The organism is Ruegeria sp. YTSA226 (genome assembly GCF_059609905.1).
On the sequence record NZ_JBXWMQ010000005.1, the window covers coordinates 245,725 to 268,840 of the forward strand.

At 56.9% G+C, this 23,116-nt stretch carries 18 protein-coding genes; 8 read left to right on the forward strand and 10 right to left on the reverse strand.

Features of this window, described 5'->3' with window-relative positions; genetic code table 11:
* Window positions 1-166 precede the first annotated feature (166 nt).
* From AC2FFF_RS10150 to AC2FFF_RS10195, 10 genes are all read right to left on the reverse strand, one after another.
* A complete protein-coding gene (locus tag AC2FFF_RS10150; protein WP_281972953.1) occupies window positions 167-2,023 on the reverse strand; it encodes a GumC family protein in 1,857 nt (618 codons plus the stop codon).
* A 288-nt stretch (window positions 2,024-2,311) separates the two neighbouring features.
* Window positions 2,312-3,877: a carbamoyltransferase C-terminal domain-containing protein gene (locus AC2FFF_RS10155; protein WP_281972954.1), complete on the reverse strand. Its 1,566-nt coding sequence runs from the start codon at window positions 3,875-3,877 to the stop codon at window positions 2,312-2,314.
* Between the two features lie 54 nt (window positions 3,878-3,931).
* Window positions 3,932-5,254 carry an alginate O-acetyltransferase AlgX-related protein gene (locus AC2FFF_RS10160; RefSeq protein ID WP_281972955.1) on the reverse strand — a complete coding sequence of 441 codons (1,323 nt, stop codon included), beginning with the start codon at window positions 5,252-5,254 and terminating at the stop codon, window positions 3,932-3,934.
* Between the two features lie 604 nt (window positions 5,255-5,858).
* The gene (locus tag AC2FFF_RS10165; protein ID WP_281972956.1) at window positions 5,859-8,075 is read right to left on the reverse strand and encodes an NADP-dependent isocitrate dehydrogenase; all 2,217 of its coding nucleotides are present in this window, start codon (window positions 8,073-8,075) and stop codon (window positions 5,859-5,861) included.
* Between the two features lie 220 nt (window positions 8,076-8,295).
* Window positions 8,296-9,321 carry a trans-3-hydroxy-L-proline dehydratase gene (locus AC2FFF_RS10170; RefSeq protein WP_281972957.1) on the reverse strand — a complete coding sequence of 342 codons (1,026 nt, stop codon included), beginning with the start codon at window positions 9,319-9,321 and terminating at the stop codon, window positions 8,296-8,298.
* 11 nt (window positions 9,322-9,332) lie between these two features.
* Window positions 9,333-10,571 (reverse strand): NAD(P)/FAD-dependent oxidoreductase, encoded by a 1,239-nt coding sequence (locus tag AC2FFF_RS10175; RefSeq protein WP_282021741.1) that lies wholly within the window; start codon window positions 10,569-10,571, stop codon window positions 9,333-9,335.
* Window positions 10,568-11,500 carry a 4-hydroxyproline epimerase gene (locus AC2FFF_RS10180; RefSeq protein WP_281972959.1) on the reverse strand — a complete coding sequence of 311 codons (933 nt, stop codon included), beginning with the start codon at window positions 11,498-11,500 and terminating at the stop codon, window positions 10,568-10,570. Before AC2FFF_RS10180 ends, AC2FFF_RS10175 begins: the two co-directional genes overlap by 4 nt.
* On the reverse strand, window positions 11,491-12,450 hold the full coding sequence (locus AC2FFF_RS10185) for a dihydrodipicolinate synthase family protein (RefSeq protein ID WP_281972960.1): 960 nt from the start codon (window positions 12,448-12,450) through the stop codon (window positions 11,491-11,493). The genes AC2FFF_RS10180 and AC2FFF_RS10185 overlap by 10 nt, the downstream gene beginning before the upstream one ends.
* 159 nt (window positions 12,451-12,609) lie before the next feature.
* Window positions 12,610-13,668 (reverse strand): ABC transporter ATP-binding protein, encoded by a 1,059-nt coding sequence (locus AC2FFF_RS10190; protein ID WP_271948765.1) that lies wholly within the window; start codon window positions 13,666-13,668, stop codon window positions 12,610-12,612.
* Complete coding sequence (locus tag AC2FFF_RS10195) at window positions 13,665-14,471, reverse strand: IclR family transcriptional regulator (RefSeq protein WP_281972961.1); 807 nt, start codon at window positions 14,469-14,471, stop codon at window positions 13,665-13,667. The genes AC2FFF_RS10190 and AC2FFF_RS10195 overlap by 4 nt, the downstream gene beginning before the upstream one ends.
* Window positions 14,472-14,611: 140 nt before the next feature.
* Between AC2FFF_RS10195 and AC2FFF_RS10200 the strand changes: the two genes are divergently transcribed.
* The 8 genes from AC2FFF_RS10200 (at window position 14,612) to AC2FFF_RS10235 (ending at window position 23,098) form a co-directional block, all read left to right on the forward strand.
* Complete coding sequence (locus tag AC2FFF_RS10200) at window positions 14,612-15,871, forward strand: ABC transporter substrate-binding protein (RefSeq protein WP_142636170.1); 1,260 nt, start codon at window positions 14,612-14,614, stop codon at window positions 15,869-15,871.
* Between the two features lie 94 nt (window positions 15,872-15,965).
* The gene (locus AC2FFF_RS10205) at window positions 15,966-16,889 is read left to right on the forward strand and encodes a carbohydrate ABC transporter permease (protein ID WP_142636168.1); all 924 of its coding nucleotides are present in this window, start codon (window positions 15,966-15,968) and stop codon (window positions 16,887-16,889) included.
* Window position 16,890: 1 nt separating this feature from the next.
* A complete protein-coding gene (locus AC2FFF_RS10210; RefSeq protein WP_142636166.1) occupies window positions 16,891-17,739 on the forward strand; it encodes a carbohydrate ABC transporter permease in 849 nt (282 codons plus the stop codon).
* Between the two features lie 22 nt (window positions 17,740-17,761).
* Window positions 17,762-19,102, forward strand: a complete 1,341-nt coding sequence (locus tag AC2FFF_RS10215) for an alpha-glucosidase/alpha-galactosidase (protein WP_281972962.1) — start codon at window positions 17,762-17,764, stop codon at window positions 19,100-19,102.
* A 25-nt stretch (window positions 19,103-19,127) separates the two neighbouring features.
* The gene (locus AC2FFF_RS10220; RefSeq protein ID WP_281972963.1) at window positions 19,128-20,837 is read left to right on the forward strand and encodes an IlvD/Edd family dehydratase; all 1,710 of its coding nucleotides are present in this window, start codon (window positions 19,128-19,130) and stop codon (window positions 20,835-20,837) included.
* Entirely contained in the window at window positions 20,837-21,604 is a 768-nt protein-coding gene (locus AC2FFF_RS10225; protein ID WP_142636160.1) for an SDR family NAD(P)-dependent oxidoreductase, read from the forward strand. The genes AC2FFF_RS10220 and AC2FFF_RS10225 overlap by 1 nt, the downstream gene beginning before the upstream one ends.
* Window positions 21,605-21,608: 4 nt before the next feature.
* On the forward strand, window positions 21,609-22,502 hold the full coding sequence (locus tag AC2FFF_RS10230; RefSeq protein ID WP_281972964.1) for a 2-dehydro-3-deoxygalactonokinase: 894 nt from the start codon (window positions 21,609-21,611) through the stop codon (window positions 22,500-22,502).
* Complete coding sequence (locus AC2FFF_RS10235; protein WP_496882929.1) at window positions 22,499-23,098, forward strand: 2-dehydro-3-deoxy-6-phosphogalactonate aldolase; 600 nt, start codon at window positions 22,499-22,501, stop codon at window positions 23,096-23,098. The genes AC2FFF_RS10230 and AC2FFF_RS10235 overlap by 4 nt, the downstream gene beginning before the upstream one ends.
* The last annotated feature ends 18 nt before the right edge of the window (window positions 23,099-23,116 follow it).

The window sequence follows — 23,116 nt, forward strand, 5'->3', positions numbered from 1 at the left end:
CCACCCGCCCGCCGCACAAACGACCGGCCAATTCCACCCCTTGGCGGCTGCCGGTCATTGGACCACGCCGCAAAAGCGTCGCGGGCGCTGTGCCCTCATATTCGCAAATAAAAACCAATACCCAATCACCAATCTAACAAATCCTACAAGGGTCTGCGAACCGTAATCAGCTGCTTTTCCCAGGCTCATCCGAGTAATGATATGTATAGGCACCATACCCATATTGCCTTTGCTTCCGCATGTTCACACCATTCATGATCGTACCGGAAATCTTGATATTGCTCATCCGCAGCTTTTCGATTGCATCCTTGAGAATTTTTTCGGTGGTTTGCCCCCAGCGCACCACCAAGAACGTACCGTCGACAAGCGGCCCAAGTCGGATCGTGTCATCAATGACCAATGTCGGCGGCGTATCGACCAACACAAGATCGTACTGATTGCGCAACATGCGCCCGTATTCGCCAAGTTGCTGCATCAACTGTTTGCGGGATATTTTTGGACGCAGGTTCAGACTGATCGACGAAACCCCCGGTACCCGTTCGCCATCGACATAAATCTGGCTGGGTTGCACGGCACCGCTCAGCGCGTCCTCGATTTCGACCGGGGCCGCCCCGTTAAGACCCAGTGTTTTTGAGGCACGGCAACGGTGGTTATCCATATCCAACAATAGAACGCGCATCCCATCTGTACCCGCCACTAGGGCCAGCGAAACCGCAACCACGGTCTTGCCTTCTCCAGGAACACCAGAGGTAACCATGACGATGCTGCCGTCATCATTTGTGTTAAACCACATCGTCAAAACACTGCGCAGCGCCTCTACATAAGGCGAGCGGCCCTGATCACGGATAAAGCGCAACAACTCCTGCTGACCATCCGTGTCCGAATCCATCACCGTATCCGGCAGGAAACCCAGATTGGTCAGATCGGTTTGCTGTTCAATCTGGGTTTCGTTGACGATCCGCGTGTTGCTGCCTTCCATCAACAGGGCGATCACAAATGCCAGAGAGAACCCGACAATTGCGCTGACTGCGACGGCGACTTTGGTATTCGGCCAGAATGCCGAAGTCGGCGCATGAGCAACCGAAACCTGCTGAACCGCCTGGCCAAGAAACTGTTGCTGGGTTTCGAAATCATTCAGTTTTTCAATCGTCGTCTGATACCGGATCCGAAGAAGCTCTAGCGCGCGTTCCATCCGCAGCAATGCTATTTCCGAACCGGTCCGGCTGCGTAATGCCTGTTCAACAACGGCAATCTGGTCAGCAATTTTGTTGACCTCTTCGCTGCTGGCTCCGTTGATCTCATGCACATCTTTTTGCGAGTTCAGCCGCGCAAGTTCCGACCGAAGCCTACCCGGCACGGATTCATCCGCCAGATTTTCTTCAAGAATAAAGGCCGCCATCTGAAGTTCGTCACGGGTCAGTTCGTCACCCAGTTCATTTACGCGGTCCTTAAGAAAAGAAATGGAAGATGAAAGACCTTGCTGCCGCCGCTGCTGCAGGCGAAGGATAAAGGTTTCTGCAACAGTATTGGCAATATCGGCTGCCAGCTGCGGGTCTTCGGCTGTTGAGATGATCTCAATCGCAAGGCTCTCTCCTTGCCGAAGTACGTTATATGTCGACAGTGTATTGTCGATTACACGATTGCGGATAACGGATGTGGATTGCGGGTTTGCGGGATTTTGTGCCCCGGTAAAAACCTCATTCTCGAACAGGTCCAGCGCCAGGGCGACCTCTGCCGCAAACTCCCGTGACCGCAGGATGTCGATCTCGGTTTCAATTAGGGTGCGGGTCAGTTCATAGGATTCAAGTTCGACACTGTCGGCGCGGACGCGCATATCCAGAGATGTGAGAACGATTTCGGCGCGGGATTTGTATCTTGGGTCCAGTTGATTGACGACCATGAACGTGCCGACGATCACAGCTGCGGTCACTCCGAGGATCAACTTCAGATGACGGTAAATCATCCGCCATATGCCATCCAGACGCTGCTGGCCAAATTGGTTTGCGATATGGTTTTGATCCATTCTCTATCGTCCCTTGTAGCGACCAATATCGCCGTCGCCTGAAATTCAAATCTTAGATGCTGCGCCCGTGTTCGAACGAATTCTTATCCTACTTGATTGGGCAGCCTGGCTATTTTTTCGAGTTTACTGGTCGTTTTACGCGCAATGTTTCCACATGGGGAACAATAGGCCGGATTCCCTGCCGTTGCAGAGGCAATATCACTGCATTCTGCAACGTTTTGCAGACCTGATTCATGCGCAAAGTTCTTACCCTCCAAAACTGCGGCGGCACCGTAAGTACCAGTTCGACTAGTTAAACCTGTAAAAGGTGTTTCCTGCGACAAAGCCGTCCAGCTTTGCCGATCTTGCATAGTGATGCAGATCACTGGTTTTGTTTATGAACCCCGCTCCGCGAAAGTTCAGTGACGTATTGCACAATACACCCGTGCCCGAAGCCGACTTGAATGCGTTCAGCAGGTCGTAAAAGAAAGCATTCTGATCCCTGCGGACTGTTTGGACCCTTGCTGTCCCGTCTACATGCGTGATCGCGGCCAGGTTCTGATTGGTCACCTTCTGCAGATGCAACATATAAGGCGCGGAGTTTTCCCACTCAAAATGCTGGCTGACATCTTCCTCAAGGCAGGATGGGGCCACGGGGCTTGTATCCGGCCGGTTTTTAGCCCTGTTCAGGCGCACGCGGGTTTCGGCCCAGAACGGGGCCGCCAGAATCGAGCGGTTGCCCAATGCGCGCGGACCGATTTCACAGTTCCCTCTGGCCCAACCGATGAGCTCACCGCACATCAACGCATCCGCGACATCGTTCAGACGCAGCTCGCTGACCCGCATGCCGCTACTGTCGATTTTATCATCCACAAAGGACTGTCCGGAATAAACCGTCCAATCCAGCTTTGCCTGGCCCGTATAGTGGCGCATGGCATCAACCGCAGTTCCTATGGCGCAGCCGGAATCACTGCTGCAAGGTGGTACAAATACATCTCGGAACAAGCCGCAATTCTGCCACTTGGTGTTCCAATCGCAGTTCAATCCACATCCGCCGGCAATCACCAGCGGATAGCCCTCTGTCAGGTTCTGTTCGGCAAAGGCAAGGAACCGTAAAAAAATCGCATCCGAGAGTTTCTGTGCAAGATTACTGAACTGCTGGCTGTGCATTCCGACATTGAAAAACGGGGAATCGGTCAACCGATCCTTGCGCAGAATTTCGGCCAATGGCTGATCTGACAAAAGATAATCTATCAGCGCATGTTCATCCACGTCATGTGAACCGGGCTCTGCATAGGCACATGCCGCCATCATCCTCCCGGGGTCCTCACGCCGTTGTTCACGCGAAAGCACGGGATAATCGGGATCAACCAGTGCGCTCAGGAACGAATATCGGGCACCGGGCCCGGTCATCACCCGACCGACATGAGACAGCTTTAGATCTTCATCAATCTTGTAGAAATCGCCAAGCGTGTCTTCCCAAACCAACACATAACAAGGTTCACCCTGACGAAACGGAGACATCCCATAAGCGCCCCAGATATGTGCCCTTTCATGGGTCGATGAGAAATAGTCGATCTCTTTGCCAAAAAACGTTCGTTTCCCCACGGTCTGAGCATCTTCGCCAATGCCGAAATACCCTGCCCCCGAGGTCGTCACATGTTGTGTTCCGGTCGTTGACCAGCCGCTAAGGGCCAGGATATCAGGCAAGTCCCGGAACCACAGGCCAGAGTCGATAAATGTATCCGGTGTGACTGACGTATTGCGGGGAAAACTGTCTTTCTCGGATTCATAGGAAAACAGCAGGTTACCGTTTTGGGCATCAATACCCGCAACCGTACCGTCATGCCCCGACTTGAATGACAAAATCTTCATTTCACACCTCTTTACCGCGCTTGTTGCGCGGTCCTGGCAAAACACACCAATTCGTTACTGTTCTATCAAATTGCGTTGACGCAGCCCCTCTGTAATTGCCCGAGCGGCCAGTTCTGCGCCTGCTTTGTTGAAATGAGAATCCGGCGCATAATACGATGCCGGATCCTCTTGCATTTCGATAACATCCGTTAAGTCTATCACGTCCAGCCCGGCCTGCGCAGCCGCATCTTTCACCAATACTCGCAGCGGGTCGTGGATAAAGGGCTGGGCGACCAGACCCATATAGCGGCTGACCGTCGGCACATACACGATGACGATCTCACCATCCCATTGTGATGTTATCTGCTTTGCCCGGATCAGAACATCCGCAAATACCGGGTTCTCATCGGTCGCTTTGGGATAGTGAATCCCAAGAATCTCGGCCGTTTTCTGCAATGCCAGAAAGTTCCTGAACACCCGTTGCGCCCGCAGGTAGTCGCCCCAGGATAAAGTGGTCTCTGCCCACCATACGGATATCACCGGAGCGGTTAATTCCGACTGATCCGGATGCTCGATCGGGCCAAAATCTACAGCCGGGTCGAGTGCTTCGCGCAGCCACGGCTTCTCAAGCTCTCGTTCCAGATTGCGCCAGTCATTGCCCGCAAAGAATGAAAAGATCGTAAGATCGGGCTGAAACTCTGGTCCGTACCGACCCAAAACCGCCAGCTGATACAGCGGGCCAATGCCCCTGTGACCGGTGTTAAGCAGGCTTGGAATGTCCTGACGCAGCTTATCCGCCAGATGCTCACCTTCTCTCAGGCAAAAGCCTTCGGAAAACGAGTCGCCCAGCAGCATCACATTCACATCGTTTTCAAAGACCGAAGGGGGGTTACGGAACCCCAGACGATCAGGCGTGTAGGTCACCGGCTCGCCCAGCACCGAGCACAGCAGCATCTTGTCACCCGGCATCGGTGCCAGATACGCAGATTCCAGCAGCTGAGTATCCAACTCATCGTTCACATGTTTCATCGTCCTGCCGGGCGGCAGGTTTTCCTTGTATTCTTCGACGCTTACGTCATCGCCGACAAACCCGACCAGCCCCAGACGCCCGGGGATTATCTTGATTGTCAGATAGGCCTCGAATGCGAACAGAGCCGCCAACAGGGAAACAGCGCTCACGCCAACTGTCAGCCTGCCTTCGTCTGATAAAAAGACCGCGCATAAGGCCAGCACCAGCCCAATCGCGCCCGGGGCCAGAATGTACCGGATCAGCCGCGCGGTTCCATTGGCAAATTCCGCTGAATTCATCAGCGCGTATGCGACGACCGCAAAGAAATAGAGAGCGGCGACCAAACATAGGATTGACCCGAAACGCGAACTGCGGGTTTTTTCAGTCATTCCATCTGGTCCCTTTCGACCGATATCGACATTTGCCGTCATTAACGGCGAAACCGGGCGAATTCAGTTGAACCGATTTGCGTATCATCGGCAAGCTTTTCTGCGGCGGCCTGAAAAGCGCAGGAAGCAGACGCATCGCCTGACCCTCTGGAATATGAAAAACGCTCAAAAACAACAGGATAAATACACACAGCACACAACACTCGAATACAAAACAAAAACCAGATTTTTTTACCACCGTTATGCCGAAAAGCAAATCACCCGCTCTTTCAACGCCTAATGGGCGCACGGCGCTATCACATTGCGCGCATAATCCGTCCTTGTACGGCCTATTGTTCCCGAATTCAGTACGGCGACATAGTCCTTTCCGTCGCCGGAGGACAATGATTTTGGCGGGTGTATCGTCAGCGGCACAGCAGACGGATGAATATACGGGAAACCCCTAATATCCAGCCAGCAGGGTTTTGTTACAGTTAACGCAACTACACCGGAGAGGCTTCGGCCTCCCCACTCGCTCAAAAAGGGACTGACTTTGGGGGTCGGTCCCTTTTTAGTTTTTACGTCAGGTTCAGAACCCTGCCCAAATCAGGACAGGGCACCTGGATTACCCGTCAATGATACCATTGAGTGTCGCGCTCGGGCGCATGACTGCTGCAGTCTTGGTCGGGTTGGTGTGATAGTAACCACCCAGATCTGCCGCTGCCCCTTGCGCGTTGGCCAGTTCGGATAGGATTTGCTGTTCTTTCGCGGCCAACTCTGCAGCAATCGGCGCGAACTCGGTGGCCAGATCAGCATCATCGGATTGCGCGGCCAGCGTCTCGGCCCAATAGCGCGCGAACCAATAGTGGCTGTCGCGGTTATCCGGCTGCCCGACTTTGCGGCTGGGCGACTTGTTGTTGTCCAGAATGCCCTGCGTTGCGCCCTCGGCAGCGGCGCCAAGAACTCCGGCTTTGGCGTTGCCTTTGCTGTCGGCTAGGAAATTCAAAGACTCGCCAAGCGCGCAGAACTCACCCATCGAGTCCCAGCGCAGGTGGTTTTCCTCAACCAACTGCTGCACGTGTTTCGGGGCAGAGCCACCCGCGCCGGTTTCGAACAATCCGCCGCCCTGCATCAGCTTGACGATCGACAGCATCTTGGCCGATGTGCCCAACTCAAGGATCGGGAACAGGTCGGTCAGATAGTCACGCAGCACGTTGCCGGTGATGGCGATGCTGTCGTTACCGGCGGTGATGGTCTCCAACGACTGGCGGGTCGCCTCACGCGGTGCCAGGATTTGGAACTTGTCCGCCACGCCAGCAGCTTCCAGTGCGGGTTGGACGGATTTGATCAGTTCGGCATCATGGGCACGGTTTGCGTCCAGCCAGAAGATCGCCTCGGATCCGGTCAGACGCTGACGGTCCATCGCCAGTTGAATCCAATTCTCGATCGGAGCCTTCTTCACAGTGCAGGCACGCCAGATGTCGCCCTTTTCAACCGCATGCTCGTGCAACGTCTCACCATTGGCCAGCACGATGCGAATGGTCCCATTCGCAGGCGCCTGGAATGTTGTCGGGTGGCTGCCGTATTCTTCGGCTTTCTGTGCCATCAGACCCACATTGGCCACAGCTCCGACGGTGGCTGGGTTCAGCGCGCCATTGGCTTTGAAGAATTTGACGGATTCATCATAAATAGACGCATAGCAGCGGTCGGGGATCACACAGTTGGTGTCACCTTTGGACCCGGTTTCGTCCCAACCCTTGCCACCAGCACGGATCACGGCAGGCATCGAGGCGTCGATGATCACATCAGACGGCACGTGCAGGTTGGTGATACCCTTGTCGCTGTCAACCATATACATGGACGGGCGGTCGCCCTTGATCGCGTCAATGGCTGCCATGATATCGGCGTTGCCTGCAACCCGCTCCAGCAGATCGCCCAGACCCGAGTTCGGGTTCACACCCAGCGCATCCAATTCCGCGCCATATGCCTCGAATACCGGGGCAAGCCACGCCTTGACCGCATAGCCGAAGATGATCGGGTCGCTGACCTTCATCATTGTGGCCTTCAGGTGAAGCGAGAACATGGTGCCGTCTTTTTTGGTGTCTTCGATGGCCTCGGCCAGGAAAGACGACAGCGCATTGACGGACATGAAGGTCGCATCGGCAACGGTGCCCTCGGCCAGCGGCCAGCCGTCTTTCAGAACCGTATTACTGCCGTCTTGTCCGACAAATTCGATTTTGGCGTCACCGGCTTGCGCCGCAGTGATGGTGGCCGATTTCTCGTTCGCGTAGAAATCATTGCCGGACATGGACGAGACTTTAGTCTTGCTGTCAGCGGCCCATGTACCCATCGAATGCGGGTTCTTCTGGGCATAATTCTTGACGGCGCGCGCGGCGCGACGGTCGCTGTTACCTTCGCGCAGAACCGGGTTCACAGCCGAACCCTTGATGGCATCATACCGCGCGCGGATCGCTTTTTCTTCGTCAGTCGCAGGTTCTTCGGGATAGCTCGGGATGTCATAACCCTGTGCTTGCAGCTCTTCGACGGCGGCCACCAGCTGCGGTACCGAGGCCGAGATGTTCGGCAGCTTGATCACATTGGCATCGGGTGTCTTCACCAACTCACCCAATGCGGCCAGATCATCGGTGATGCGCTGTGCATCTGTCAGCTTTTCGGGGAAGGTCGAAATAATCCGCCCAGCAAGTGAAATATCCTTGGTTCCGACGCTGACACCGGCGGCGGATGCAAACTTTCGAATGATGGGCAGGAATGAGGCGCTGGCCAGCTCGGGCGCTTCGTCTACAATGGTATACAATATGTCGAAGTTCGATTTATCTGCCATATTCTTTTACCTTTTTTAAGCCTTTCGGGGCGTGCGATCCAAGAGTTGGGGCCACATCGGCGTGGCGCGTAAGGGACGTAACAAGACTGCCGTCCCGGGATGACTCTGTATTGACAGGGCCTCCCTTAAATGACGTTTGGCTTGGGATCAATCGCCAGAGACCGCGCATTTTGACACGGTTTGCGGAAAATCATCAAAACTGCTTGCCAATGGGCAAAATTCAGACGCCCCAGGTATCGCTGAGCTTATATCCGCCCGGCCAGGGATCGTCCGGGTCAAGCATGTGTTGATGTGTACCGGTAATCCATCCGCGGCCACTGATCTCGGGAATGATCGCGGCACGCCCCCCGATCGTTGTGGCCTCGACGACCTGTCCGGTGAAAGACGAGCCGATGATCGAAACCGCCTGGAAAGATTGCCCGACTGCCATTTCTCCCTTGGCGGCCATCAAGGCCATGCGGGCAGAAACTGCGGTACCGGTAGGGGACCGATCAACTTTGCCCGGCTGGATCGCCACGGCGGATTTTCCGCGCAGGCCATTTGCTACCCGCTCGGTCGGGCCACAAAAAGCGCAGAATGAAATGTGATTCCAGTCCGGGTTTTCGGGATGCGTAAACCCAATTTGTTCGTTGGCCGCATTGGTGATCGCTACACCCAGCCGCGCAATGTCACGCGCCTCGTCCTGCACGATGTCAAACCCAAGCGCCGCCGCATCGACCACCACGAAACTGTCGCCCCCATAGGCCGTATCCACGGTCAGTGTGCCAAGGCCCGGCACTTCAAGCGGAACGGCGAGCCGGTCTACAAAACTGGGCAGGTTCTGCACAAATATGCGCTCGGCCTTGCCATTCCGGCATTCGGCGCGCACCGGGACCAGCCCGCCCGGTGCCTCAAGCGTCAGATGTGTAACCGGATCCTGCATCGGAATGATCCCGCTATCCAGCAGCACGGTGGCCACGCAGATCGAGTTTGAACCAGACATTGGCGGTGTGTCTTCGGGCTCCATGATAATGAAGCCTGCATCTGCTTGCGGATGTTTGGGCGGCACCAACAGGTTTACATGACGAAATACACCCCCGCGCGGTTCATTCAGGACAAAGTTGCGCAAGGACTGGTCGCGCGCGATGAACGACCGCTGCTCCCATAAGGTATCACCGGGTGGCGGAAGAACACCGCCAACGATGACATCTCCGACCTCGCCTTCGGCATGGGCGGAGATCACGTGGAGAGTTTTGATACTGCGCACGACCCCCTCCCTCAGAACCGGCCAGCAGCAAAGGGGGCTGGCGAAATCGGGGGGGCCTGACGGTCAACCATGGCCCCAACAAGCTCGGCCGTGCCTGCGGATTGGGTCAGCCCAAGATGCCCATGGCCGAACGCATAGAACACGCAAGACGCATTTGGAGAAACACCGATGACCGGGATGCTGTCAGGCATCGACGGCCGGAACCCCATCCATTGCGTGCCTCCTTCGGTCTTGAGGCCGGGTAGAAACTCTTCGGCTTTGTGCAATAACGTGTCGGCTCGTTTGAAATTGGGGGCGAGGTTCAGACCGCCCAACTCGACCGCGCCGCCGATCCTGACGCCATTGTTGATCCGGCTGGCAACGAACCCATGCCGCGAGAAGGACAGGTGCATCCGCAGATCAAATGCACCTTCGGGCAGGGTCGTGTTGTATCCACGCTCGGTTTCAAGCGGGAATCGGTCACCAAGAGTTCGGGCGATATGATGCGACCATGCGCCGGCAGCCACGACCACTTTCGTCGCGTCCACGGGCCCTTCCGCCGTTTCAAGGCGCATGCCACTTTGCTGTGGCACCAACGCCTGAATATCGCGCCGCTCGATCCGGCCTTGCCGGTTTTGAAAGGTCTGGGCAAGGCGCTCGACCCATTTCTTGGGATCAACAGTATTCAACCAGTTGGGCGTAAATCCCGCATGAGTGAACCGAGGACTGAGACCCGGCTGTTTTTCGGCAATCGCCTCGGGGCTTTCCAGCAGTTCAAAGTCGATACCATGCTGGCGGCGCACCTCCCAGGCGGGCAGGCTTGCACGGTATTCGGCCTCGGATTCGTACAGCTGCATCTGACCGTCGCGCTGCATCATCGCCTCGCCGTCAACCGCTGGGATCAACCGTTCAAGCGCGGCACTGGACAGTTGCATGAGGCTGGCCTGAGCGGCCAACAGCTCGGCATAGCGACCGGGCTGGCTGGCCCGCCAGAAACGGTACATCCAGGGTGCAATCTGGACTGCATAGGCAGGCGGGATAGACAGGGGACCCAACGGGTCCAGCAGCCACTTTGGTGCCTTTTTCATGATGCCGGGCGTTGCCAGAGGCTCAACCTCGGAAAAAGCAAAGGCCCCGGCATTTCCGGCTGATGTCTGCGCCGCAACGCCTTCCTTGTCCAGAACCAGCACGGCATGACCCCGGCGCTGTAATTCCAGCGCAATGGTCATGCCAATCACGCCAGCTCCGATGACGACGATCTGCTGGGTCATACCTCAATCCCCGAACGGAATGGATCAGCCTCGGCAAACATCAACCGCGATTCCGCAATGACATAGGCCTGCCCGGTGATCGAGGGGATGACACCGCCGTTGGGCCCAGCCTGATAGGACAGGCGATAGGTGCTGCCAATGACACTTTGCTGGACGATTTCCTGCCCCGGGGCCAATAGACCCTCAGCGGCCAGACAGGCCAGCCGAGCAGAGCTGCCGGTGCCACAGGGCGACCGGTCGTAATTGTCATCCGGGCACAGAACAAAGTTGCGGCTGTGAATCGCTTGCTCGGGCGATGCGTCCTGAAAGATTACATGATCAATCGGTTCACCCTGCTCGCCGCCAACCCCCTGCGCGATCGAGGCTTTGCGGATAGCAACGGCCCTATCGGTCAGCTCCCGAATATTGGCCGGAATGACGGAAAGCGGGCTTGGATCGACGATAAAGAACCAGTTTCCACCATAGGCCACATCCCCTGCAACCTCACCGAAACCGGGCACATGAAGTGAAATGTCGCTGTGAACGCGGCGGCTTTCGATATTCGTGACCGTGACAGTATTGGCATCGTGCAGCTCGACCGTGACAACTCCGGCTGGCGTTTCGATCCGATGTATTCCAACATCGATCCGACCAAGATGCGCCAGTGTCACGGTCAGGCCAATGGTTCCGTGGCCGCACATTCCCAAAACAGCATCGACATCAAAATAGATCACGCCGGTGACACAGGTTGGATCAACCGGTTCCACCAACAAGGCCGCGACCATGGCCGGTTGTCCGCGCGGTTCAAGCATGACCGAACGATAGAAATCCCTGTATTCGGTGTCCAGCCGCCGGGCGCGTTCAGCCAGAGGGCCAGAGCCCAGATCTGGAGCGCCATCGAGGATGACCCGGGTCGGTTCTCCTCCGGTGTGGCTGTCGATCACATGCATTCTGCGATCACCCCACCTTGTTTCAACCAATCGGCGAACCAAGCCCCAAACAACGCGTATTGCTGTTCGCAATAATTCCGCTGTGCATCTGTCAGGGCATCAGTTTCATTGAAATGCAGGCGGTATTCCTCTTCCCCGTTCAACACCAGAAGATGCTTGTAATACAGCACAAGATCCGGACCCTCATCAAAACTGGACAGCACCTGAATGGCCTCGGTCAGTTCTTGCGCCCGTAACCGGGCTTCGGCATCGCCCCGCGCGGCCTTTTGAGAAAGCGCAGCCAACAGCAACGCCTCACGTGGGAGGGCCGTTCCGATCCCGGTGATCGACCCGGTTGCCCCACAGTTGACGAAACCGTGGTAAACCTCGGTGTCCACACCCACCATCAACGTCACATCATCATCCTGACTGGTGATGTTTTCCGCAGCATAGCGCAGATCGTCCTTGCCCCCGAATTCCTTGAACCCAATGAGGTTAGGGTGTTCGGCGCGCAGGGCAAAGAACAGATCAGCCTTTGTAGCGAAACCATAATATGGGCTGTTGTAGATAATTGCCGGCACGTCCGGCGCAGCGGACAGGATTGCCTTGAAATGGTTCTTTTGCGCAGTTGATGAGCTCCCGCGGGACAGAACCCGGGGAATGACCATCAACCCGACAGCGCCGACCTTTTGCGCATGTGCAGCGTGGGCCTCGGCGGATTTGGTGTTGATTGCCCCGGTTCCGACCACAACCGGCAGCCCGGCATCCACCAGACGTTCCACCCCTTCCGTGCGCTGCGCATCCGTCAAAAGCGGCCAGTCGCCCATGGATCCGCAATAGACAACCGCAGACATGCCTGCGTCGATCATTTGCTTGCCCTTCCGAACAAGTGCGTTGAAATCCGGCTGCCGATCCGCCGAGCAAGGGGTCATGAGCGCGGGCATCGTACCGCTAAATACATTGGTCGACATACGGTGCTATCCTCTAGTTACAGGGGTCCAGATAGGCGTCATGCGCCCGTTTTCACGCGATAACGGATATTGGATACAAAATCCATACATAATTCGACGCAAAAAGCCCGCGTTGGACCTTTCGTTTGACGCGGGTGTTTTTGACTGTCTAAACGGCGATTATCTCAACCGCAGGCCGGTTTCAGGATCAAACAGCATGGTGCGTTCCGGGCGGATCGAAATACCGATGCGTGTACCCTGCTTACTGCGCTCGTCTTCGCGCTCTTCAACGATCAGCTTGTCGCCATTCGATGTCAGCAAATAGGAATAGCTGACGCCACCAAGCGCCTCGGTCAGATCAACGGTGCAGGTATCGCCCGACCGATCAACCTGAATATGTTCCGGGCGGATACCCAGCGTGACCCGAGACAGACCCAAAGGAACCGATGCTGGGACGGGCAGAGGCTGAGTGATCGCTGGATGAGTCACCTGACCATCAACGATGTCGCAATCCAGAAAGTTCATGGCAGGCGAGCCAATGAACCCTGCTACAAACTTGTTATCTGGATCCCGATACAGATCCATCGGCGCACCAACCTGTTCGATCCGACCATCTCGCAGCACCACGATCTTATCGGCCATGGTCATCGCCTCGACCTGATCGTGAGTCACATAGATCATGGTCGCGCCAATTTCATTGTGAAGCCGGGCAATTTCCACACGCATCTCAACGCGCAATTCGGCGTCCAGGTTGGACAGAGGTTCATCGAACAGAAACACCTCGGGGCCGCGCACAATCGCACGCCCGATGGCAACGCGTTGGCGCTGACCACCCGACAGAGCCTTGGGTTTGCGCTTCAGGTACTGGTCCAGCTTCAGGATACCCGAGGCTTCCTGAACCTTCCTGTCGATCTCGGCTTTTGCCACGCCGTTCATCCGCAGGCCAAACCCCATATTCTCGGCCACAGTCATATGCGGGTACAGGGCATAGGTCTGGAACACCATCGCCACGCCCCGTTTCGCCGGGTCCTGATGTGTCACCTCGCGCGCGCCGATGTGAATTTGGCCCTCAGTCGTTTCCTCAAGCCCTGCGATCATCCGCAACAAGGTGGACTTCCCACAACCCGATGGGCCGACAAAGACACAGAATTCACCATCCTCGATTTCGAGGTCGATTCCGTGAATCACCTGTGTCTGGCCATACCGCTTAATCGTTTGGTTCAGAGTTACTCCGGTCATGTCGCTTGTATCCTGTCCTTCTGGCCATCGGGGCGTGTTTCAGGGAACCGCCAGGCCTGAGCTTCGGCCGCGATTTGTTCGGCCACCCGGCGCACGCGGGGAATCCAAGCCTCGAGCTGGTCGAAATTCATCCGCTCAGTCGAGCCGGTCACCGAAATTGCACCCAGCATCCGCCCGCCCGGCGTTCGGATCGGGCAGGCAACACAAATGATCCCCGTCTCGTGTTCTTCATCATCCAGGGCGTAGCCCCGGCTGCGGATCAGTTCCAGATCGGACCGCAGCGCAGCTTCCGAAGCTAGGGTCTTTTCCGTAAACCGGTGAAAGCTTTGCTGTGAGATCACCTTGTTCAGCTCGGCCTCATCCAGAAAGGCCATCATCGCCTTGCCCACACCCGTACAATAGGCCGGTCCGACCTTGCCCGCCTGTGAATACATCTCAACCGGCTGGGCGGCATTGCGCTTATCGACATACAGAACCTGACCAGAATCGAGCTGCGCCAGATGCACAGTCTCGCCCGTTTCACCGCTGAGCGTATCGAGAAAAGGCCTGGCAATCGGCGCCAGTGAGCTTTGCGTCCACGCCGCATGGGCCAGCCGAACCAGCCTCAAACCCGGTGCATAGGTCTGCCTATCCGGGTCATAGGACAACATCCCCTGATTGGTAAGGGATTGCAGAAACCGATACAGCGTTGCTTTGGGAAAGCGGCTGCTTTCGAGCAGTTCCGCAAAGCGAACTGGCCGCTGAAACGCGGCCACCTGATCCAGCACGTCACATGCTTTCCCTATCGTTCCATCACCTGCCACGGGCGCTCTGTCTCCTCGGATTAACCTGCGGCCTCAGCCAAGAGGGTCTTGACAAGACTAACCGAGTCGATGTGTAGTTTTCAACATATAAAACTAAGTTCCAATATATGGAACTAAAATGGAAGCTAAGGGAGGAAACCATGCATTCCATCTACAAGCGCACCACGGCCGCGCTGGCCATGAGCGTTGCACTTGCTGTTCCCGCCTCTGCCGAGCTTACCGGCGAATTGCGGATATTCCTGGACACATCGAACCCGGCACCCCGGGCCACGATGGAAGCAATGATCGACAGATTTCAGCAACAGCATCCGGATTTGGCCATCGAGACAACGGTGATCGACCGCGAGGCCTACAAAACCCAGATCCGCAACTTCTTGACTGCGGATACGCCGGATGTCGCCACGTGGTACGCGGCGAATCGGATGAAACCCTATGTCGAGGCTGGCCTGTTCGAAGACGTCTCGGACCTGTGGGCGGAACCTGCGATTGCGGACAATCTGGCCTCAACCAAAGGTGCGATGACGATCGACGGCAAACAGTGGGGCGTGCCCTACACCTACTATCAGTGGGGCGTTTATTATCGCAAAGACATCTTTGACGAGCTGGGCCTGACCGAGCCCGCAACCTGGGAAGAAGAGCTGGCGAATTGCCAAAAGATCGTCGATTCCGGTCGCGCCTGCTATACGATCGGCACCAAGTTCCTGTGGACTGCGGGTGGCTGGTTCGACTACCTGAACATGCGCACCAACGGCTATGACTTCCACAACCAGCTGGCCAATGGTGAAATCAGCTGGGAGGATGACCGGGTCAAGCAGACCTTCGCCAACTGGAAACAGCTGATCGATATGGGTGCCTTCATCGACAACCACCAGACCTATAGCTGGCAAGAAGCTCTGCCCTTCATGGTCAACGGTGATGCGGCGGCTTATCTGATGGGCAACTTCGCCGTGGCGCCGCTGCGTGAGGCGGGCCTGAGTGACGACCAACTGGACTTCTACCAGTTTGTTGCCATCAACCCCGATGTCGAACTGGCCGAAGATGCACCGACCGACACGTTCCACATCCCGTCAAACGCGGCGAACAAAGAAGCCGCCCGTGAATTCCTGCGCTTCGTTGTGTCTGCGGATGAACAGACCGAGATCAACAATGGCTCGAATCTCGGCCAGTTGCCGGTCAATGCTCAGTCCTCGGTAGATGCCGACAAGTTCCTGCAGCAGGGCTTTACCATGCTGTCGTCAAACAGCCCGGGCGGAGTCGCCCAGTTCTGGGACCGCGACGCACCGGCAGAAATGGCCAAGGCGTCGATGGAAGGCTTCCAGGAATTCATGGTCAAGCCAGACAATGCGGACAAAATCCTGGCCAAACTTGAACGGGCGCGTCAGCGCATCTACGACAACTGAACCGGTCAGGATTGGCAAAGCCAATCCTGAGCCATGACCTGCGTAAGGCGGGTATCAACCCGCCTTACTCCGCCTACCAGAACCGGGGACGCCCATGACCGCCGTCGATACCCACGAACAAGAAAGCTGGTTCCACCGAAACCAACAGCGCATCGCGCCCTGGTTGTTTTTGGCCCCAGGCCTGTTGTTCTTTATGGTCTATGTGATCATTCCGGTCTTTCAGTCCTTCAACCTGTCGCTTTACGAATGGGACGGCCTGGGGGCTGCCGAATATGTCGGCTTTCGCAATTATGAAGACCTGTATTGGGAATGGTCGGACCGGGACGCCTTTTATATCTCGCTCAAAAACAACCTGATCTGGTTGCTGCTCTATCTGGCGGCGATTCCGGCGGGTTTGTTCATCGCGCTGTTCCTGAACCAGACGGTCTGGGGCATTCGCCTGTATAAATCCCTGTTTTTCTTCCCCTTTGTGATTTCTCAGGTGGTCGTTGGCCTTGTGTTCACATGGTTCTACGATCCCACATTCGGCCTGCTGAACGAATTCCTCGGATTCTTTGGCATGGGCCCGGTGAACGTGCTGGGTGACGAGCGTTTCGTCACCTATGGCATCATCTTTGCTGGCCTCTGGCCACAAACCGCCTATTGCATGATCCTGTACCTGACCGGCCTCAACGCCGTGGACCCCGAACAGATCGAAGCCGGGCGGCTGGACGGTGCCAAGAGCTGGCGGATGTTGTGGCATATCATCCTGCCGCAATTGCGCCCTGCCACCTTCATTGCCTTTGTCGTCACCATCATTGGCGCGCTTCGCAGCTTTGACCTGATCTCAATCATGACACAGGGCGGTCCGTTCGGATCATCGCGCGTGCTGGCCTATTACATGTTCGAGGTCGCCTTGTCCGAATACGGATTCCGCATGGGATATGGCGCAGCTATCGCGGTGATCCTGTTCCTGATCATGCTGTGTTTCATCGGTTATTTCCTGTGGTCGATGTACCGCGAAGAAAGGGGGCACTGAGATGTTTCCCAAGCCAATCGAAAAACAACCTCGTGCAGCGCAGATCACCTATCAGGCGTTGCTGCCGCTGGCCTTGCTTTTGTGGCTCGGGCCGTTGCTGGCCGTCGCCCTGTTCTCGGTCAAACCCGCCGCGGATTTCACCAATGCCAACTACTGGGGGATGCCGTCCAGCTTTGAGGGCGCATTCAACTATGGGCAGGTGTTTTTCAATTCGGATATGCCGCGCTATCTGATGAATTCCTTCCTGATCACCGTTCCCACGGTCATCGGGTGCGTCGCGCTCAGCAGCATGACGGGGTTTGCACTCGGCATCTACAAATTCAAATCGAACCTTTGGATCTTCTTCCTGTTCGTAGCGGGCAATTTCGTGCCTTTCCAAATCCTCATGGTGCCCGTGCGCGACCTGACGCTGGACCTGGGCCTGTACAACACCAAGACCGGGCTGGTCTTGTTCCACATCGCGTTCCAGACCGGGTTTTGCACCCTGTTCATGCGGAATTTCATCCGCGCCCTGCCCTTTGAACTGATCGAGGCAGCGCGGGTCGAAGGGATCAGTGAATGGCGTATCTTCTGGTACGTGGTGCTGCCGCTGATGAAGCCCGCCATTGCGGCGCTCAGTGTGCTGATCTTTACCTTCATATGGAACGACTATTTCTGGGCTGTAGTGCTGACGCAAGGTGCTGAGAGCCAGCCTGTAACCGCAGGGATCACCAGCTTTAACGCGCAGTTCCGCGCCGCCTATCAGCTGATGAGTGCCGGTTCCATTGTCGCGGCGCTGCCGCCGGTTGCCATGTTCTTCCTGATGCAGAAACATTTTATCGCGGGCCTGACACTCGGTGCCGTGAAATAACATCAAGCTAAAGGTTTGCCTGATGACCAAAATCACTTTTATCGGGGCCGGTTCCACGATCTTCATGCGCAATATCGTGGGCGATGCCCTTTTGACCCCCGCCCTGGCCGACAGCCATTTTGCCTTGATGGATATCGACACACAGCGCCTGGCTGAGAGCGAATCCGTGGCCCGCGCCATGGTGCGCTCGGTCGGCACGGGGGCTACCATAACCACCCATACCGATCGGCGCGCCGCATTGGAGGGGGCGGATTTCGTGATTACCGCCTTTCAGATCGGAGGGTATGACCCCTGCACAGTGACTGACTTCGATATCCCCAAGCAATATGGCCTGCGTCAGACCATCGCCGATACGCTGGGCGTAGGAGGGATCATGCGCGGGTTACGCACCGTTCCGGTCCTGTGGGACGTGGCCCAGGACATGATGCAGCTCTGCCCCAACGCGACGCTGTTGCAATATGTGAACCCGATGGCGATCAACACCTGGGCTTTGGGCGAACGGTTTCCGACATTGAAACATGTCGGCCTGTGCCATTCGGTGCAAAATACGGTCGAGGAACTGGCCCATGATCTGGACCTGCCCAAGCACGAGTTTCGCTATAAGGTCGCAGGCGTCAACCATGTGGCTTTCTTCCTCAAGCTCGAGCATCAGGGCCGCGATCTCTATCCTGCGCTCCGGCAGGGATATGCCGGTGGACAACTGCCGAAACCGCCCCTTTTGATGCCACGTTGCCCCAACAAGGTCCGGTACGAAGTAATGGAGCACTTGGGATATTTCTGCACCGAAAGCTCGGAGCATCTGGCCGAATATGTGCCCTGGTTCATCAAGGACGGGCGCGACGATCTGATCGAGCAGTTCTCGATCCCGCTGGATGAATACCCCACCCGCTGCGTCGAGCAGGTCGAGGACTGGAAGGAACAGGCCAAGACCCTGACCGACGGGCGGGCGGTAGAGGTATGTCGCAGCCACGAATTCGCGGCGGATCTGATGAACGCCATCGTGACCAATACGCCCTACACCGCCTATGGCAACCTGCCCAATACCGGCCAAATCCCGCAACTGCCCTTGGGGGCTGCTGTGGAAACGCCATGCCTGGTGGACAGCAACGGGGTGCAACCCTCGGTCGTGACCGACCTCCCACCGCAGCTGATTGCGCTTATGCGCACCCAGATCAACGTGCAGGAACTGACCGTGCGGGCGCTGACCGACCAGAACCCCGAATACATATACCACGCCGCCATGATGGACCCACACACAGCCGCCGAGCTCGACCTGCGACAGATCCGCAATCTGGTCAGCGATCTTTTGATCGCGCATGCGGATTGGTTGCCGGATTGGTGCAAACCGGCCAAAGCGGCATGACCCTAAGATTACAAGGCTGACAATAATGACAAAAAAACGCCGCTCGCAGCATTGGTATGGCAAGCTGGACAAGGATGGTTTCATCCACCGATCCTGGATGAAGAACCAGGGCTTTCCCGACCATGCCTTTGACGGGCGTCCCATTATCGGCATCTGCAATACATGGTCCGAACTGACGCCGTGCAATTCCGGCCTGCGCGATCTGGCCGAAGGCGTCAAACGCGGCGTGTGGGAGGCCGGCGGCTTCCCGGTCGAATTCCCGGTCATGTCGCTGGGTGAAACCCAGATGAAGCCCACCGCCATGCTGTTTCGCAACCTACTGGCCATGGATGTCGAAGAATCCATCCGCGCCTATGGGATTGACGGCGTGGTTCTGCTGGGTGGCTGTGACAAAACTACGCCGGGGCAACTTATGGGAGCCGCCTCGGTCGATCTGCCCGCCATCGTTGTCAGTTCCGGCCCGATGCTGAACGGTAAGTATCGCGGGCAGGACATCGGCTCGGGCACGGATGTATGGAAGTTTTCCGAAGCCGTGCGCGCCGGGGAAATGACCCTGCAGGATTTCATGAATGCTGAATCCGGCATGTCGCGCAGCGCCGGTGTCTGCATGACCATGGGCACCGCGTCGACCATGGCATCCCTGGTCGAAGCAATGGGCATGAGCCTGCCCACCAACGCCGCGCTGCCCGCCGTAGATGCTCGCCGAATGGCGCTGGCGCATCTGACTGGCAAACGGATCGTCGAGATGGTGGATGAAGACCTCAAACCCTCGGACATTCTGACCAAAGAAGCCTTTGAAAACGCCATTCTGGCCAATGCTGCCGTGGGCGGCTCTACCAACGCCGTGGTGCATCTGCTGGCTTTGGCCGGTCGTGTAGGCATCGACCTGACACTGAAGGATTTTGAGATCGGGTCGGATATCCCGCTGCTTGTGAACTGTATGCCCTCGGGCCAATACCTGATGGAGGATTTCTGCTATGCAGGTGGCGTGCCTGTGGTTTTAAACGAACTCAAACCCTTCCTACGACCTGCCAAAACGGTTCTGAACAAGGATATTTCGGCCCATTACGAAGGTGCAGAATGTTTCAACCGCGATGTGATCCGTTCCTTCAACGACCCAGTGAAACCTGCCGCAGGCCTGCGTGTGCTGCGCGGCAATCTGGCGCCGAACGGGGCCATTGTTAAACCTTCGGCGGCCACGGACGCACTGTTGGAGACCGAGGCTGTGGCCCATGTCTTCGAAAGCATCGAAGATATGAAGGCCAATATCGACAGGGATGACCTGCCGGTGACGCCCGAGACTATATTGGTGCTGAAAGGCTGTGGACCCAAGGGTTATCCCGGCATGCCCGAGGTTGGCAATATGCCGATCCCGGCCAAGCTGGTGAAGGACGGTGTGCGCGACATGATCCGTATCTCGGACGCACGGATGTCCGGCACGGCATTTGGCACTGTCATCCTGCATGTCAGCCCCGAAGCCCAGGCGGGCGGCACGCTGGCGCTGGTCAAGACCGGTGACCGTATCCGTGTATCCGCTAGCAAGGGCGCGCTCGAGTTGCTGGTTGACCAAGTTGAACTGGACGCCCGACGCGCCGCATGGCAACCGGATGCTCCGCATTACACCCGCGGCTATGCCAAGCTTTACATAGACCACGTCCTGCAGGCCGATCAGGGTGCGGACCTGGATTTTCTTGTCGGCAAAGACACCCGCCTTGTGACCAGAGAGAGCCACTGATGGACCAACCCGCCACTTTCCACGACCTGAACGGTGCATCCGTCTTTATCACCGGAGGTGGTTCTGGTGTCGGGGCCGCTTTAACGGACGGATTTCTGGCGCAGGGTGCGCAGGTCGCCTTTATCGGGCGCTCCGACGCCAGTGCCTTTGTTGATGAGATGCGCGCCAAGCACGGGCGCGGGCCGCTGTTTCTGCAAGGCGACATGACAGATACCGACCTGCTGCGCGCCTCAATGGCCAAAGCCGCCGAGGCCCATGGCCCCCTTGGTGTGCTGATCAACAATGCCGCCAACGACAAGCGCCATTCGCTTGACGAAACCACGCCCAAATTCTGGGACTGGATGATCGAGGTGAATCTGAAGGCGTATTTCTTTGCCTGCCAAGAAGCCGCACGTCAAATGCAGGACAAGGGCGGATCAATCATCAATTTCAGCTCGATCAGCTATATGATGGGTAATTCCGGTTATCCGATCTATACGACATCAAATGCCGGGATCACCGGGATGACCCGGTCGTTGGCGCGCGAGCTTGGCCCGCAGAAAATCCGCGTTAATGCGCTGGCCCCCGGATGGGTTCTGACACAGAAACAGCTGGACATGTGGGCCACGCCAGAAGATCTGTCCGCACATCTGGAACGCCAATGCCTAAAGGACCACCTGACGCCCGAGGATATGATCGCACCGACCCTGTTTCTTGCGTCGGAAGCCAGTCGCGCCATGACCGGGCAATGCATGGCCGTTGATGGCGGTGTTGTAGTAACAGGATGAGAACATGACAATCGAATGGATCGCTGTTGATTGGGGAACAACTCATCTGCGGGCATGGGCAATGCAGGGTGACACCATTCTGGACCAGGCTCAGTCCGCAAGCGGCATGGACCAAATTCCCCGGGATGGGTTTCAAAAAGCACTGCTGGACCTGATTGAGGGCTGGCTTGGCGATACGGTCATGGATGTGGTCGCCTGCGGTATGGTGGGTGCGCGTCAAGGCTGGGTCGAGGCACCATATTCCGCTGTACCTTCGGTTCCTGTTCCCGATGCACCTGTCCGCGTTCCGGCAACAGATCCCCGTATCCGCGCCTTTGTCGTACCCGGGCTAAAGCAAACAAGCCCCCCCGATGTCATGCGCGGAGAAGAGACACAGATCGCCGGTTTTCTGGCCCACCGGCCAAACTGGGACGGCATCATTTGCCTGCCCGGAACGCATACCAAATGGGTACAGGTCAGCGCGGATGAAGTCGTCAGCTTCCGCACATTCATGACAGGCGAAATCTTCGGATTGCTCAGCAATCAATCCGTCCTGAAACATACGGTCAGCGAAGGCTGGGACGACGCTGCTTTTGCCGAGGCTGTGGCGGATACCCTGTCCCGACCGGAACAACTTGCCGCGCGCCTTTTCGGCCTGCGGGCCACTGATCTGCTGCAGGGCCAGGACTCCGGTGTCGCACGTGCGCGTCTGTCGGGATATCTGATCGGAGCGGAACTGGCCGCGTCCCGTCCCTATTGGTTGGGCCAGCAGATTGCCATTATCGGGGACCAAAGCTTCTCGGAAATCTATGCCATCGCGCTGAAACAGCAGGGTACATTTGTTGAAATAGCCGACAGCACGCAATCTACATTGGCAGGTCTTTTGCAGGCCCGAAATCTGACGAGGCAAACCGCATGAGCCGTCCTATCATTGCAATTCTGCGCGGTCTGCAACCCACCGAGGCCGCCGAAGTCGGGCAGGCCCTGATCGACGCGGGCATAGACCGGATCGAGGTGCCCCTGAACTCACCCGATCCGTTGACCAGCATCGGCATTCTGGCGGAACGTTTCGGCGATCGCGCATTGATCGGCGCCGGAACCGTCCTGACCATCGAACAGGTTGATGCGGTGGCCGGGGTCGGCGGCAAGCTGATCGTCTCGCCAAATTTCGACGCTGAGGTGATACAGCAGACGATCAAACTGGGCATACAAAGCTGGCCAGGCGTCTATACCCCGACCGAGGCCTTTGGCGCGCTCAGGGCAGGGGCAACCGGGCTCAAACTGTTTCCGGGCGTGATGGCGGGGCCCTCGGGCCTGGCCGCCATACGCCCGATCCTACCCAAAGACGCGCTGGTCTTTGCCGTCGGTGGGGCAGGCCCCGAAAACTTTGCCGATTGGCTCAAGGCCGGGGCGGACGGGTTCGGGATCGGCTCGGCCCTTTATAAACCGGGAATGGCCGTTGGGCTCTGTTGCAAACTTTTGACATTGACGATTGTTGGGTTAGCGCGCGAGTGATCAGCAGCAATAATCAGT